The organism is Curtobacterium sp. MMLR14_010 (assembly GCF_001865015.1).
Classification (GTDB): domain Bacteria; phylum Actinomycetota; class Actinomycetes; order Actinomycetales; family Microbacteriaceae; genus Curtobacterium.
This window is the reverse complement of sequence record NZ_MJGV01000017.1, coordinates 74,834-89,132: the sequence shown is the minus strand read 5'-3', so window position 1 is coordinate 89,132 and position 14,299 is coordinate 74,834. Positions and strand designations below refer to the sequence as shown.

At 73.1% G+C, this 14,299-nt stretch carries 11 protein-coding genes; 6 read left to right on the top strand and 5 right to left on the bottom strand.

The window, feature by feature from the left end; genetic code table 11:
- Window positions 1-102: 102 nt before the first annotated feature.
- Together BIU98_RS02540 and BIU98_RS02535 are read left to right on the top strand one after the other, a co-directional pair.
- Window positions 103-849 (top strand): FadR/GntR family transcriptional regulator, encoded by a 747-nt coding sequence (locus BIU98_RS02540; protein ID WP_071270945.1) that lies wholly within the window; start codon window positions 103-105, stop codon window positions 847-849.
- A 164-nt stretch (window positions 850-1,013) separates the two neighbouring features.
- Window positions 1,014-1,715 (top strand): bifunctional 2-polyprenyl-6-hydroxyphenol methylase/3-demethylubiquinol 3-O-methyltransferase UbiG, encoded by a 702-nt coding sequence (locus tag BIU98_RS02535; protein ID WP_071270942.1) that lies wholly within the window; start codon window positions 1,014-1,016, stop codon window positions 1,713-1,715.
- 131 nt (window positions 1,716-1,846) lie between these two features.
- On the opposite strand, the gene BIU98_RS02530 is transcribed toward BIU98_RS02535, so the two are convergent.
- From BIU98_RS02530 to BIU98_RS02510, 5 genes are all read right to left on the bottom strand, one after another.
- Window positions 1,847-4,321: a glycoside hydrolase N-terminal domain-containing protein gene (locus tag BIU98_RS02530; protein ID WP_071270939.1), complete on the bottom strand. Its 2,475-nt coding sequence runs from the start codon at window positions 4,319-4,321 to the stop codon at window positions 1,847-1,849.
- Window positions 4,318-5,214: a sugar phosphate isomerase/epimerase gene (locus BIU98_RS02525; RefSeq protein ID WP_254787772.1), complete on the bottom strand. Its 897-nt coding sequence runs from the start codon at window positions 5,212-5,214 to the stop codon at window positions 4,318-4,320. Before BIU98_RS02525 ends, BIU98_RS02530 begins: the two co-directional genes overlap by 4 nt.
- Window positions 5,211-6,479, bottom strand: a complete 1,269-nt coding sequence (locus BIU98_RS02520; RefSeq protein ID WP_071270936.1) for a DUF993 family protein — start codon at window positions 6,477-6,479, stop codon at window positions 5,211-5,213. The genes BIU98_RS02525 and BIU98_RS02520 overlap by 4 nt, the downstream gene beginning before the upstream one ends.
- A complete protein-coding gene (locus BIU98_RS02515; protein WP_071271029.1) occupies window positions 6,476-7,654 on the bottom strand; it encodes a Gfo/Idh/MocA family protein in 1,179 nt (392 codons plus the stop codon). Before BIU98_RS02515 ends, BIU98_RS02520 begins: the two co-directional genes overlap by 4 nt.
- A gap of 293 nt (window positions 7,655-7,947) precedes the next feature.
- Entirely contained in the window at window positions 7,948-8,979 is a 1,032-nt protein-coding gene (locus BIU98_RS02510) for a LacI family DNA-binding transcriptional regulator (protein ID WP_071270933.1), read from the bottom strand.
- 266 nt (window positions 8,980-9,245) lie between these two features.
- Between BIU98_RS02510 and BIU98_RS02505 the strand changes: the two genes are divergently transcribed.
- From BIU98_RS02505 to BIU98_RS02490, 4 genes are all read left to right on the top strand, one after another.
- Window positions 9,246-10,526 carry an extracellular solute-binding protein gene (locus BIU98_RS02505; protein WP_139200524.1) on the top strand — a complete coding sequence of 427 codons (1,281 nt, stop codon included), beginning with the start codon at window positions 9,246-9,248 and terminating at the stop codon, window positions 10,524-10,526.
- Window positions 10,527-10,615: 89 nt separating this feature from the next.
- Window positions 10,616-11,590: a carbohydrate ABC transporter permease gene (locus BIU98_RS02500; protein WP_083392901.1), complete on the top strand. Its 975-nt coding sequence runs from the start codon at window positions 10,616-10,618 to the stop codon at window positions 11,588-11,590.
- Window positions 11,587-12,564: a carbohydrate ABC transporter permease gene (locus BIU98_RS02495; protein ID WP_254787771.1), complete on the top strand. Its 978-nt coding sequence runs from the start codon at window positions 11,587-11,589 to the stop codon at window positions 12,562-12,564. Before BIU98_RS02500 ends, BIU98_RS02495 begins: the two co-directional genes overlap by 4 nt.
- Complete coding sequence (locus BIU98_RS02490; RefSeq protein WP_071270927.1) at window positions 12,564-14,282, top strand: hypothetical protein; 1,719 nt, start codon at window positions 12,564-12,566, stop codon at window positions 14,280-14,282. Before BIU98_RS02495 ends, BIU98_RS02490 begins: the two co-directional genes overlap by 1 nt.
- The last annotated feature ends 17 nt before the right edge of the window (window positions 14,283-14,299 follow it).

The window sequence follows — 14,299 nt, the reverse complement described above, 5'->3', positions numbered from 1 at the left end:
GGAACGCGGACCATCCTGCGCCGATCCAAACGAGTTGTCAACCGGTTGACCGATTCGTGCGCGGCGCCGGGTCGGCGAGCACGGCACCGCTACGCTCGGCACATGCCCGCGTTCAGCGAGAACGACCCACTCAACATCCGGCTCGAGCTCGAGTCGGTGCCGGTCGGGTCCCCCGCGTCCGAGGTCGCCCGGCAGCTCGTGTCGCTGCTCACCGCCGGCGACCTGGCCCCCGGGTCGCGTCTGCCGTCCGAGCGCGTGCTCGCCGAACGGCTCGGTGTCGGTCGGTCCGCGGTGCGCGAGGCCCTCGCCGCGTTGGAGATCCTCGGCATCGTGCAGATCCGGCCGGGCTCGGGCACGTACCTGCGCGGTGGCATGTCCGACCTGCTGCCGACGACGCTCTCGTGGGGGCTGATGCTCGCGTCGAACCGCACGCGGGAACTGCTCGAGATCCGGTCCTCGCTCGAGCGCACCGCGGCGATCCTGGCGGCGCAGCGGGCGACGGACGAGGAACTCGACGCACTCGGCGACCACCTGGACCGGCAGGAGGCCACCCTCGACGACCCCTCCGCGTTCATCGAGGCCGACGTCCGCTTCCACGTGCAGCTCGCCCGCGCCGCCGACAACGACGTGCTCGCGGACCTGCTGCAGAGTCTCCGGTCGATGCTGAGCGTGTGGGTCGGCCGCCGGGTCAGCACGCGGGAGGCCACCGAGGCCGCGTACAACGAGCACCGGGCGATCTACGACGCCATGCGGACGCGGGACGTCGCCGCGACGCTCCGGGCGATGGACGAGCACATGGCCACGGCGAGCGCCCGCATCGAGCACGCGGACGCGGTGCCGACGGAGTAGCTGTCGCGCGCTTGCTCTGGTGCGAGGTTGACCACGCCGTGCGCCGCTGGCGTCCCGCACGGAGTGGTCAACCTGGCACGGGCCGGCGGAACGCGCACGGTGCGGCGTTGCCGGTTCGGCAACGGGGCTCGCGTCCGGGCGGTCTGGTGTGTCTCACTGGGCGGATGCACACGCACGAGCACGAGCACGAGTCGCCCGAGGCACTGCCCGACGCCGCGACGTACTGGGAGTCCCGGTACGCCGACGGGGACCGGATGTGGTCGGGCCGGGTGAACGCCGTGCTCGCCGACGTCGTCGCGACGCTCGAGCAGCAGGGGCCCGTCGGCTCTGCGCTCGACCTCGGCTGCGGCGAGGGCGGTGACGTGCTGTGGCTGGCCTCGCGGGGGTGGCGGGCGACCGGTGTCGACCTCTCCCCCACCGCCGCTGCCCGAGGTCGCGCGGCCGCTGCGGACGCTGGCGTCGAGGACCTCGCGCGGTTCGACGCCGGCGACCTGGCGACGTGGGACACCGAGGAGCGCTTCACCCTGGTGACGGCCTCGTTCCTGCAGTCGTGGCCGATCGAGATCCCCCGCGCGGCGATCCTGCGCCGGGCGACCCGGTTCGTGGCACCCGGCGGGCACCTCCTGGTCACCGCGCACGCCGCCCCGCCCGGCGAACTGCCCGAGGAGCTGCGGTCCTACCGGTTCCCGACGCCGGACGACGACCTGGCCGCGCTCGGGGTGGACCGCGGCGAGGGTGCTGACCTCGAGGCCGCCGTCGGCGCCTGGACGGTCGTCACGGCCGAGCTGCGCCCGCGCTCCGTCGCCCGCGACGACGGCACCGTGCACGAGCTGCTCGACAGCGTGGTGCTCGTCCAGCGCCGCTGAGCCCGCGGTGGTTCGCTCTGGTGCGAGGTCGACCACACCGTGCGACGCTGACGTCCCGCACGGGGTGGTCGACCTCGCACGGGCCGGAGCAACGCGCACGGTGCGAGCAACCGCCGAGCGACCGCCGACGGTCAGGCGGAGAACACCACCCGGACGCGGACGCCGACCGCGGCGAGCCGGACCAGGACCTCGCGCCCGCGGTGCCGTACGACGTGGTCGCCGAGTGCCCTCGGCGTGCGTGCCCGCAGGTCAGCCTGCAGCAGTTCCGCGCCGTCCTCGCCCACCGCACCCCAGGTCACGTCGACGTCGATGCCGGGTCGGGCGACGAGCCCGCGGACGGATCCGTGCGCGAAGGCCTCGGGCACGGCCGGGAGCAGGTCGATGCCACCGCGGTGCGACTGCACGAGCATCTCGGCCACCGCGGCGACGAAGCCGAGGTTGCCGTCGATCTGGAACGGCGGGTGGGCGGCGAACAGGTTGCGGTAGAGCCCGCCCCGCTGCCCCTCGTCGTCGACGCCGTCCATCGTCCGGAACACGAGCGGCAGGAGTCGACCGATCGCGGCGGTGTCGCCGAGCCGGGCTCGGAGCGCGAGCTTCCACGCGAGGGACCACCCGGTGGAGTCGTCGCCGCGGGCGTCGAGCGTCCGGGTGACCGCTGCGGCCATCGGCCCGTCCAGCGGCTCGGTGCCGGGGTAGGCGCCGACGAGCGAGGACACGTGGCGGTGCCCCGGTTCGGCGTGCGGCCGGTCCGCACGCCACTCCGGCACGGCTCCGTCGGCTCCCGGCTCGATCGCTGGCAGGGCGTCGGCGAGCGCCGCCAGTCGCGGGTCCGGCGTCTGCCCGATCCGCGCCGACAGACGTCGGTAGGCGGACACCGTCATGCCGATGAGCGCGAGGTCCATCGCGGCGTCGGTGTCCACCGCCCCGGGGGCACCGGTCGCGGTGACGAAGTGGTTCTCCGGCGAGGTCGAGGGGACCGTGTGCCGCGTCCCGTCGTCGCCGGTGACGAGCCAGGCGTCGACGAACTCGAGCGCGCCGGCGACGAGCGGCAGCAGTACGTCGCGCACGAAGGAGTCGTCGGCACCGTGGTCGGCGTGCGCCACGAGCGGGTCGAGCAGCCAGAGCGCTCCCATGGGCCAGAACGCGTAGGCGGGGTCGTGCTGTCCCTCGCCGATCGGCTGGGTGTAGCCCCAGGCGTCGGTGTTGTGGTGCGCCACCCACCCGGGAGCGTCGTACAGCCGGGCTGCGGTCTGCTCCCCGCTGCGGGCGACGGCCTGGACCAGCGCGACGAGCGGCTCGACCGTCTCGGGCAGGGCGGTGACCTCGGCGGGCCAGTACGCCATCTCGAGGTTGACGTTCGTGGTGTAGTTCGCGCTCCACGGCGGCCGGAGTGCGGCGTTCCAGATGCCCTGCAGCGTCGCGGGCAGGCCACCGGGGCGGGACGAGCAGATGAGGAGGTAGCGGCCGTACGCGACGAGGAGCGCGGCGAACCCGGGGTCGGTCGCGATGCCGTCCTCCGCGACTCGGGCGAGACGCTCGTCGGTCGTGTCGTCGACGTGGTCGCCGTCCGGCAGCGTCAGGGTGAACCGATCGACCAGGGCGGCGTGGTCGGCGCGCTGGGCGTCGTGGACCCGGTCGATGCCCATGGCGACCGCGGCGTCGACCATGCCGAGCGCCGTCGCGGCCGCGTCCGCCGCGGTACCGGTCGGCTCGCGGCCGGCTCCCTGCGCCGTCGTCGCCGTGGCGAGCACGATCCGGACGGTGCCGCGGGCCGTCACCCGGACGTGGTCGCCCGAAGCGCCGGCAGCGCCAGCGCCAGCACCCGACGCGATGGGACGTCCGTCGCCGTCGACGACCCGGAGCACGGCGGCACCCTCGAGCGCCGGGCCGTCCCAGCGCACCGGGTCTTGCACGTCGCTGTCGTGGGGCGGCCAGACGTCGCTCGGCAGCCGGACGAGCAGCGCCGCGTCGCCCAGCCCGTGCGCCACCACACCGGCGGCATCCCCGGCCACCGCCACACCGGCGGCAGCCCCCGCAGCCCCTGCAGCCGCCGGACCGGACGACCCGTCGAGCGGCGCATGCAACAGCGTCTCGAGCGACACGTCCACGACCCCCACGCCCGACGACGGGAACACCAGCTCGTGCACGAGCACCCGGTCCGGCCACGATGCCCAGGTCGCCGTGCGGACGGGCTGGCCGTCGAGCACGAAGGACGTCGTCGCAGTGGCGGTCGCGAGGTCGAGCGTCCGCTCGTGCTCCTGCACGAGGCCGTCCCCGTCGGGCGTGATCGTCACGAGCAGGTCGACGAACGGCATGAACGCCTGCGTGTGCCGGTGCTGCACTCGTCGGAGGGCGTCCGCGGCATCGTCGAAGCGCTCCTCGGCGATCGCGGCGCGGGCTTCGGCGAGCGCTGCCCGGACGGTCTGCGGGTCGAGCGGGTCGACGTGCTCAGTGGCGACCGTGCCCGACCAGGCGGACCCGTCGTTGATGCCGAGCCGGTCGACGAGCGCGCCGCCGTGGCACATCGCCCCGAGCAGGCCGTTGCCGACGGGGAGCGCGTCGGTCCAGGTGGTCGCGGGGCCGCGGTACCGGAGCACGGCGGTCATGCCGGCCCCAGCGGGACGTGGGCGGCGACGCTCCGCACGACCCGGTCGACGACGACGGCTGGCGCGGTGTCCCACACGGCCTGGTTGAAGATCTCGACCTCCACGTCCCCGGTGTACCCGGCGGCGGCGACCGCGGCACCGATCGGGCCGAAGTCGATGTGCCCGTCGCCCGGGTAGCCCCGCGAGAGCAGGGGGTCGGCGGCGAGCGGCGTGACCCAGTCGCACACCTGGTAGGTCGCGATGCGCCCGGCAGCACCGGCGCGGGCGATGGACGACTCGAGCGCGGGGTCCCACCACACGTGGAAGGTGTCGACGGCGACGCCGACCGCCTCGGCGGGGAACGGCGCGGCGAGGTCGAGGGCCTGCGCCAGGGTCGAGACCACGGCACGGTCGGCCGCGTACATCGGGTGCAGGGGCTCCACGGCGAGCTGGACCCCGGCGTCGAGGGCGTGCGGCACGAGCTCGGTCAGGGCGTCGGCGACCCGGGCACGCGCGGCGCCGAGGTCCTTCGAGCCGACGGGCAGTCCCCCGGCGACGAGGACCAGCACGGGCCGGGACCCGGGTGCGCCGGCATCGGCCAACGCGGCGGTCTCGTCGATCGCCCGCCGGTTGTCGTCCATCGCCAGCCGGCGTTCTGCACCGTCGGCCAGGGTGAAGAACCCGCCCCGGCAGTGCGTCGACACGCGGAGCCCGGAGTCGCGGACCATCCGCACGGCCTCGTCGAGCCCGACGTCGGCGACCGGCTCGCGCCAGGTCCCGATCGCCTCGAGACCCGCGGCGGTCACCGCCGCGATGGCGTCGGCCAGGGAGGCGTACTTGAGCGTCGCCTGGTTCAGCGAGAGCCGGGCCGCGCCCACCGCCGGCAGCGGACGCGCCGGAGCCGGGGCGCTCACGCGACCGACTCGGGGACGGGAGCGACGTCGGCAGCCGAGCCGAGCCTCCCGGCCGGAGCGACGTCGCCAGCCGAACCGGGCCTCCCGGCCGGCTGTGCACCACCGACGGACGTGACGTGCCGGTCCACCCCGTGTACCGCGAGCAGCGCGTGCCAGCGCCGGGCGGCGAGCTCCGGCTGCTCGAGCGCACCGCAGTCGTTGGCGAGCCGGACCGTCTCCGACAGGTGCGGCAGGCTGCGGCCCGCGTGCAGGCCGCCGACCATCGCCGGCGACGGCTGGTGACCGTTGAGCCAGGACAGGAACGCGATCCCGGTCTTGTAGAACCACGTGGGCGCCGAGAAGACGTGGCGCGCGAGGGCCTCGGTCGGACCGAGGACCGCCCGGAACGCGGTCTCGTCCGGCAGGGCACGGATCGCAGCGGACGCGGCCGGCCCGACGGCGGCGAAGGCCCCGAGCAGCGCGTCCGAGTGCGCGTCCCCGTCGCCCGCGATGAGGTCGACGTAGTGGAAGTCGTCGCCCGTGTACATCCGTGTGCCCTCGGGCAGGCGGGCGCGCAGGGCGACCTCGGCCGACGCGTCGAGCAGGCTCATCTTGATGCCGCTGACCCGCTCGCCCGCGTCGCGCATCACGGCGAGCACCGTCTCGGGTGCCGACCGCTCGTCGCCGAAGAAGTCGGCGAGCGCCGGGTCGAACGCGGCCCCGAGCCAGTGCAGCACGACGGGGGCGCCGGCTCGGGCGATGACCCGCTCGTAGACGGAGCGGTAGTCGTCGGGCCCGGACGCAGCGCGCGCGAGGTGGCGGCTGGCCATGAGCACGACGCCGGCGCCGGCGTCCTCGGCGTGGTGCAGCTGGCGGACGTAGGCGTCGACGATCGCGTCGAGGCTGGCGTCCTCGGAGGGCAGGTCGTCGGTGTTCACCCCGACGACGATGCGGCCGCCGACGCCCGCGGCCTCGGCGGCGCTGCGGGTCACGAGCTCGCGGGTCGCAGCCGGGTCGAGGCCCATGTTGCGCTGCGCGGTGTCCATCGCGTCGGCGACGCCGAGGCCCCAGGACCACAGGTGGTGCCGGAAGGCCAGGGTGCTGTCCCAGTCGAGGTCGGCCGGGGCGCCGGGGGTGGTCTCGGACCCGCCGCGGGGCACGACGTGGGCGGCGGCGTACACGACGCGTTCGGTCAGCAGGCCGTCGGGCTTGGTCCAGGTGGGCGCCGGTTGCAGGGGCACCGTCCGGGTGGTGCCGTCGGCGGCGAGCAGGGTCAGGTCCGTCATGCGGAGACCGCCTGGAGGCTCGGGTCGGCTCCGGCCGTCCGGTGCGGCTCCGGCAGGTGGAGTTCCGGCAGGTCGACGCGGCGGCCCTCGGCGCTCGACCGGAGGCCGGCCTCGGCCAGCGCGACACCGCGGGCGCCGGAGAGCAGGTCGTACCGGTGCGGACGGCCGGCGACGAGGTCGCGCAGGAAGTCCTCCCACTGCGCACGGAAGCCGTTGCCGTACTCGTCGTTGTCCGGGACCTCGAGCCACTGGCCGCGGTAGTCGCGGTCGTCGCGGAGGTCCGGGTTCCACACCGGCTTCGGCGTCGTCGTGCGCGGCTGGACCCGGCAGCCGAACAGCCCGACGACCGCGCTGCCGTGGGTGCCGTCGACCTGGAACTCGACGAGCTCGTCGCGGTCCACCCGCACGGCCCAGCTCGAGTTGATCTGCGCGGTGATCCCGCCGGCCAGGTCGAAGACCCCGTAGGCGGCGTCGTCCGCGGTCGCCGGGTAGGCGTGACCCTGCTCGTCCGTGCGCTCGGGGATGTGGGTCACGGCGCGGGCGTACACCGACTCGACGCGACCGAAGAGCTGCTCGAGGACGTAGTTCCAGTGCGGGAACATGTCGACGACGATGCCGCCGCCGTCCTCGCTGCGGTAGTTCCAGCTCGGGCGCTGGGCGTCCTGCCAGTCTCCCTCGAAGACCCAGTAGCCGAACTCGCCGCGGACCGAGAGCACCCGGCCGAAGAACCCGGAGTCGATCAGCCGGGCGAGCTTGCGCAGACCAGGCAGGTAGAGCTTGTCGTGTACGACGCCGTTCGGCACGCCGGCCTCGGCGGCCAGGCGGGCGAGCTCGAGGGCCTCGGCGGAGGTCTCCGCGGTGGGCTTCTCGGTGTAGACCGCCTTGCACGCGGCGATTGCGCGACGGATCGCGTCGGTGCGGGCACTCGTGACGGCGAAGTCGGCGAAGACGTCCCAGCGCGGATCGGCGAGCGCGGCGTCGAGGTCGGTCGTCCAGTGCTCCAGTCCGTGACGGAGGGCGATCTCCTCGAGCTTGCCGGCGTTGCGGCCGACGAGCACCGGTTCGAGCTGCACCCGGGAGCCGTCGGGCAGCAGCACACCGCCGTCCTGACGGATCGCGAGCACCGAGCGGACGAGGTGCTGCCGGTAGCCCATGCGTCCCGTGACGCCGTTCATGATGATGCCGAGGGTGCGGGTGGTCAACGCGTGCTCCTTTGCTCGCCGAGCTGCTCCCGCCGGTGCGGAAAGCGCTTGCCCGGCACCGTACACCACACCGTGCTCGGAGCGCAGCCCCGGGGTCGGCGGCGGGGCGCCGAGTGGTCAGGACACCCCGCTCACGTCTGCCGAGCGGTCGAGAAGCGTCGGTCGGAGGGGCGCGGGACGACGAGCTGTGGCCGGTGGACGACCCGCGTGCGGGGTGTCGTGACCGGTCGCGGAGCTCGCGCCTCGGGAACGCCGCCGGGGAGGGGTCAGCGGGCGGTGCTCGCGCGCAGGACGACCTCGCCGTCGACGTCGTCCGCGTCGTCGTCCGTTCCGAGTGCCCGACGGACCGCCCGCGCCCCGATCTCCTCGAGGGGCAGCCGCACGGTGCTGAGCGCCGGGACCACGTCGACGAGCATCCGGACGTCGTCGAAGCCCGCCACCCCGATGTCGACGCCCGGCACGAGCCCGCGCTCCCGGATCGCCGTCAGCGCCCCGACCGCCATCAGGTCCGTGACGGCGAACACGCACCGCGGCGGCGACCCCGCGTCGAGCAGCTGGGTCATGGCCTGGTAGCCGCCGTCCCGCGAGAACGCCGACGGGATCACGGCCCCGTGGTCGAGCCGGATGCCGTGGGCGGCGAGCCCCGCGACGAAGCCCTCGACCCGGGCGTGCGCCGTGACCAGGTCGGGCTCCCCCGCCAGCACGGCGAAGGACCGGTGCCCCTGCTCGACGAGCGCCCCGGCCAGGGCCGCGGCACCACTGAGGTTCCGGACGACGAGCGCGTGCACGCCTTCCACGCCGGCCGCGGCCCCGTCGACGTCGGACACGAGCGCCGAAACCCCGGCGCCCCCGGCGACGAGGGCGGCGATGCCGTCGCGGACCGCATCGCCGTTCCCGCCCAGGTGACGGCTGACGGCGAGCACGACGGCGCGGGGACGGAGCCCGGCGACGACGTCGAGCACCTCGCGCTCGCGGGAGGCGTCCCCGCCGGTCGAGGTGATCGTGACGACGAGCCCGGCCTCGTCGGCGGCCCGGATCGCCCCGGCGGCGATCGCGGCGAAGTACGGGTCGGCGATGTCACCGACGACGAGCGCCAACGAGGTCGTGGTGCCACGCGCCACCGCCTGGGCCTGCACGTTCGCGGTGTAGTGCAGCTCGCGGGCCGCGACGTGGACGCGCTCCAGGAACTCGGGACGGACCCGTCGTGCGCTGCCGTTGAGCGCGCGGGACGCCGTGGCGAGGGAGACCCCGGCGCGCTGGGCCACGTCCGCCAGGGTCGCGGTGCTGCGGTCCGACACGGGCGTCCTCTCCGGTGCGCGCTGCTGTGCGCGTCCGGCGTCAGGCTAGCGGTTTCCGCCCCTCCAGCGGCGGAACCGGCCCCGTCGGGAACCGGACGTGTGCACCTGGGCGAGCCGAGCCTCCCGGCCGATGTGGATGTGAGGACAAATGCGGGAAAGCGCTTGCCCAACCGGTCGCCGATCGTGTAGACCTTGGACCCTCGGCCGAGACATCCCGAATGCTCGTCCACGGCGAACAGTCCGTGGCCCGAACGAAAGCAGTGACGATGAAGTCATCCAAACGAGTGCTCGCACTCGCCGGCGGCCTCGCCGCCCTCGCGCTCCTCTCCGGCTGCGCTTCCGGAGGTTCCGGGGACGACGGCGGGAAGGTGGACAAGCTGACGTTCTGGCTGTCGACCTCGACCGCGCAGGAGAAGGGCTACCAGGACCTGGCGACCGCCTACGAGAAGGAGTCGGGCGTCAACGTCCGGATCGTGAACCTGCCGTACGACGGCCTGCAGACGAAGCTCCGCGAGTCCGCCCAGGCGAAGTCGCTGCCGGACGTGGTCCGCGCTGCCGCCATCGACCCGATCTGGACGTCGCAGACGGTCGACCTCAGCTCGGTCACGGGCAAGGAGGCGAACGGCATCAACCAGGACCTCATCGCGAAGGCGGAGGACGGCAAGGTCCTCTCGATCCCGTCCGACATCACCGCGGCGGGCCTGTTCGTGAACAAGTCGCTGTTCGAGAAGGCCCGGGTCAGCTACCCGACCGACCCGGCGAAGGCGTGGACCTGGGACGAGTTCCTGAAGGCCGCCGACGAGGTCAAGGCGAAGACCGGCGCCAAGTACGACCTGACGTTCGACGCCTCGCCGTCGCGGCTGCGTGCCTACATGTACACGAAGGGCACGACCTTCCTCGAGCAGCAGGAGGACGGCTCGTTCGAGAGCGACGGGAAGATGGTCGGCGCCCTGCAGGACTTCGCCGACATGAACGACGACGAGACCATGCCGAAGTCCGTCTGGGCCAGTGGGCAGGACCCGAACGCGCTGTTCAAGAGCGGCCAGGTCGTCGCGTACTTCTCCGGTGTCTGGCAGACCTCGGACTTCGCGTCGAACGTGGACTTCGACTGGGCGAGCGCAGCGACCCCCGCCGACCCGACCCACGCCACGGAGATCAACTACGGCGGCAACATCGTCGGGTTCGCGAACTCGGACGCCCGCGGTGCCGCCGCGAAGAAGTTCATCGAGTACATGTACGAGCCGGCGAACTACACCAAGCTCTCCGCGACCAACGGGTTCCTGCCGGTGGAGAACGGGCTCGACATCGACTACCCGTTCACCTCGCAGGCCGCCAAGGACTCGTTCGCGCTGTACACGAAGGAGATCGAGGCCGCTGACCCGATCTCGAGCGCCTACGCCAACGAGGCCGCCACCTGGGCCATCGAGGGCAAGGAGCTCGGCACCGACCCCACCACCACCGAGGTCGGCAAGCTCATCAACGGGCAGCAGTCGGCGAAGAAGACGCTCGACACGATCACGAAGTACTACGAGGAACAGGTCGGCTGACGACCCCGGCCGCCGGGTACGCACACCGCACCCGGCGGCCGTCCACCGGTCCCTCCCCCACCCCGGCACGACGAACGAAGAGGATCATCGTGAGCACCAGCACCGCAGCGGGTGACGTCACCGCCACCGCGGCCGTCCCACCCGGACCCGCCCGGCCGAGCACGCCGGGCCGACCACGCCGTCGCCGCTCCGGCGTCAGCCGCCCGGTCCTCGCCCCGATCGCCTTCGTCGCGGTCAACGCCGTGCTGTTCGTCGTGTTCTTCGTGTGGCCCGCCGTCATCGGCCTCGGCTACTCGTTCACCGACTACAACGGCGTGAGCGACCCGAAGTTCATCGGCCTGGAGAACTACTCCGAGCTCTTCGGCGACTCCACCTTCTACGCCGCGCTCGTCCGCACCCTGATCTACGCGGTCGTCGCCGTGCCGCTCGGCTTCGTGCTGTCGCTCTCGATGGCCCTCATGCTCACGAGCCCCGCCGCGAAGGGCCGGAGCGTCGCCCGCATCGTGTTCTTCGTGCCGTGGCTGATCTCCCCCATCGTCACCGGTGTCATCTGGCGCTGGATGTTCGGCGAGAACTTCGGGCTGGCGAACTTCGTCATCGAGTCCCTCGGCGGCAAGGCCGTGCCGTGGCAGTCCAACGCCGACCTGTCGCTGCTCGTGGTCATCTTCGCCACCGCCTGGGCCGGCGCCGCGTTCAACATGCTGCTGTTCGTCGCCGCGATCCGGAACGTCCCGCAGTCGTACTACGAGGCCGCCTCGCTCGACGGCGCCGGCGCGTGGCACCAGTTCCGCTACATCACCCTGCCGAGCATCGCGCCGACGTCGTTCATCGTGGTGCTGCTGTCCTCGCTCGGGGCGTTCAAGGAGTTCGCCACGATCCAGGCGCTCAACAACGGCGGCCCGGGCACCGACAACAACCTGCTCGTGCAGTACATCTACACGAACGGGTTCCAGAACGCCCACATCGGCTACGCGAGCGCCGCGTCGATGGTCCTCATGCTGATCCTCATGGCCATCGCGCTGATCCAGCTCGCCATGAACCGCCGGACGGAGTCACGCCGATGACCGACACGACACTGCCGTCGACGCCCGCCGGCGCCGCCGCGACCACCGGGGCAGCGACCAGCCCCGCCGGCGTCGCCGCCGCGACGACCGCCGCTGCCGTCACCGACCAGGTGACGAAGCGCAGCGCACGCACCGGCGGCCCCGGCCGCACCCGCGTCCCGCGTGGGAAGGCCGTCGCCGCGACCGCCCTGCTCTGGGTCTTCATCCTCGCCTTCGGCTTCCCCGTGCTCTGGTTCGTCCTCAGCGCCTTCAAGCCGGGCAGCGAGCTGTTCTCCTACCCGCTGACCCTGCTGCCGAAGCAGTGGTCGGTGTCCGGCTTCACCGAGGCCTGGTCGAGCTTCGACTTCGCCCGGTACTTCGGCAACACGATCATCGTCGCCCTGGTCACCACGGTGCTGACGGTCCTGGCGAGCGCCTGCACCGGGTACGCCCTGGCCAAGTACGACAACAAGTGGTTGAAGGTGTTCTTCGTCTGCATCCTCGCGACGACGATGCTCCCCACCGAGGTCATCCTCGCCCCGACCTTCATCGTGATCCGCGACCTCGGCCTGTACGACTCGCTCGCCGGCATCATCGTGCCGTCGGTGATCACCGCGACCGGCATCTTCATGTTCCGCCAGTTCTTCCTGACGGTCCCCGACGACCTCGTCGAGGCGGCCAGGATCGACGGCGCGAGCGAGTTCGGCATCTTCGTCCGGATCATGCTGCCGATCTCCCGCCCGATCATGCTGACCCTGGCGATCTTCTCGTTCCAGTGGCGCTGGAACGACTACATCTGGCCGCTGCTCGTGCTGAACGACCCGCACCAGTTCACGATCCAGATCGCCCTGCAGAGCATCGTCGGGGCTGAGAACGTGAACTGGACCGTGCTCCTCGGCGCCTCGGTCATCTCGATCCTGCCGCTCCTGCTCCTGTACCTGGTGTTCCAGAAGTACGTGAACGGCGCCGACCTCAACGCTGGGCTGAAGGACTGATGGGACCGACCTTCCTCGAGGCCGTGGGGCCGGCCGCCGACGCGGCGGTCCGGGACCTACGGTCCAGCTCCGACGACCCGGCGACGCTGCAGCACCGTGAGCTGATGGCACGCGCGCTCACGCTGGTGGGCGCGTGGGTCCGGACTGGAGGCCCGGCGCAGGCCGACGAGACCGACCTCACCACCGCACACGGGTACGTCCGGCACCTCGCCGCCCGGCAGTCGGAGCACGGCACCTTCGTCGGCGGGGACAACGTCCTGTCGCCGCCGGACTCCGCGTTCACGGTCAACGACTGCTGCGACGCCCTCGAGCTGCTCGGCCCCGTCCGTGCCGACTCGAGCGTCGCCGGTGCCCTCGCCGAGGACCTCGACCGGATCGTGCTCCGCGCCGCCCCCGCCCTGCGCACCGGCGGCGTGCACACCCCGAACCACCGCTGGGAGATCTCCGCTGCCCTGGCCCGGGTCCACCGCCTGCACCCGGACCCGGCGCTCGTCGCCCGGATCGACGAGTGGCTGGCCGAGGGCGCGGACATCGACGCCGACGGGCTGTGGTCAGAGCGCAGCCCGAACTACGCCGTCGCGGTGTCGTGCCCGTCGTTCCTCGTGCTCGCCGAGGTCCTCGACCGCGCCGAGCTCCTGGAGCCGGTACGCCGGAGCATCGACGCGGTGCTCGCCCTGCTGCTCCCCGACGACACCGTCGAGACCGTGCAGTCGCGCCGGCAGGACCAGTCCCGCCCGTTCGGCATCGGCCCGTTCGCGCCGCTGCTGTGGCACGTCGCCGTGCGGGACGACCGCGCCGACGTCGCCGCCGCTGCCCGCCGTGCGGTGACGCTCGGGATGTGGCAGCCGGGCGCCGTCGCCGCGCGGGCCATGACCGACCCGCTGCTCGGACGCCCGCTCCCCGATGGGGAACCGCCGACCGCTCCGGCGCGCGAGGTGCTCCACTTCGCGGACGCCCGGCTCGTGCACGTCCGGGAGCCCCGGCGGAGCGTCGTCGTGTTCGCGGGTTCGGACGTGCCGGCGCAGGGGCACGTCCGCTCGGGACTCGCGAACAGCCCGACGTTCCTGCGGGTGCTCGCCGGCGACGTCGTGCTGTCCGACGTGCGGCTGTCCCGCGAGTTCTTCGGCCTGGGGCCGTTCCGCCCGACGACCCTCACGACGCTGTCGCCCGACGCCGACGACGTCCTGCGCTTCCGGCTCACCGAGTCGGTCGAGGCCGGCTACCACCAGCCACTCCCGAGCGAGCGCCGCCGTGCGGACGGCGCCTACGACCTGCGCGACGAGGGCCGGTTCTCGGCGGCGATGGACTTCGGCGACCGGGCGGTGGACACCGTCACGCTGACGACCACCGTCGACGTGACCGTGCTGCCCGACGCCGTCGTGCTCGACCTCGACCTCGACGGCGCGGACGTGCCGTGGGCGCTGCAGCTGTCCTTCCGCGCCGGGGGTACCGTCACCGGCATGGACCACGACGCCGAGGGCAACCGGGTGCTCGCCGACGGGACCGGCAGCTACCGGGTCGGCGACGACGTCGTCACCGTCGGGCCGGGCAACGGGTCGGGTCCCGCGCAGCCGGCGTTCTACGCACCGGGCCAGGACTACGCGTTCCTCGGCGGCACCGACCGCCCCGACGGCGAGCACGTCTTCGTGACCGGGCGGGCCCCGGGGCGCACGCGCGTCACGATCGGCACGGGCGGGTCCCCCGGGACGTCCGTGTGACGCCCGCAGGCACCGAC

What these genes read in the sequence shown, in the direction of transcription:
- BIU98_RS02505 (WP_139200524.1), top strand. Translation starts at nt 9,246, where the DNA reads ATGAAGTCATCCAAACGAGTGCTCGCACTCGCCGGCGGCCTCGCCGCC.
- BIU98_RS02535 (WP_071270942.1), top strand. Translation starts at nt 1,014, where the DNA reads ATGCACACGCACGAGCACGAGCACGAGTCGCCCGAGGCACTGCCCGAC.
- BIU98_RS02520 (WP_071270936.1), bottom strand. Translation starts at nt 6,479, where the DNA reads ATGACGGACCTGACCCTGCTCGCCGCCGACGGCACCACCCGGACGGTG.
- BIU98_RS02495 (WP_254787771.1), top strand. Translation starts at nt 11,587, where the DNA reads ATGACCGACACGACACTGCCGTCGACGCCCGCCGGCGCCGCCGCGACC.
- BIU98_RS02515 (WP_071271029.1), bottom strand. Translation starts at nt 7,654, where the DNA reads ATGAACGGCGTCACGGGACGCATGGGCTACCGGCAGCACCTCGTCCGC.
- BIU98_RS02540 (WP_071270945.1), top strand. Translation starts at nt 103, where the DNA reads ATGCCCGCGTTCAGCGAGAACGACCCACTCAACATCCGGCTCGAGCTC.
- BIU98_RS02530 (WP_071270939.1), bottom strand. Translation starts at nt 4,321, where the DNA reads ATGACCGCCGTGCTCCGGTACCGCGGCCCCGCGACCACCTGGACCGAC.
- BIU98_RS02490 (WP_071270927.1), top strand. Translation starts at nt 12,564, where the DNA reads ATGGGACCGACCTTCCTCGAGGCCGTGGGGCCGGCCGCCGACGCGGCG.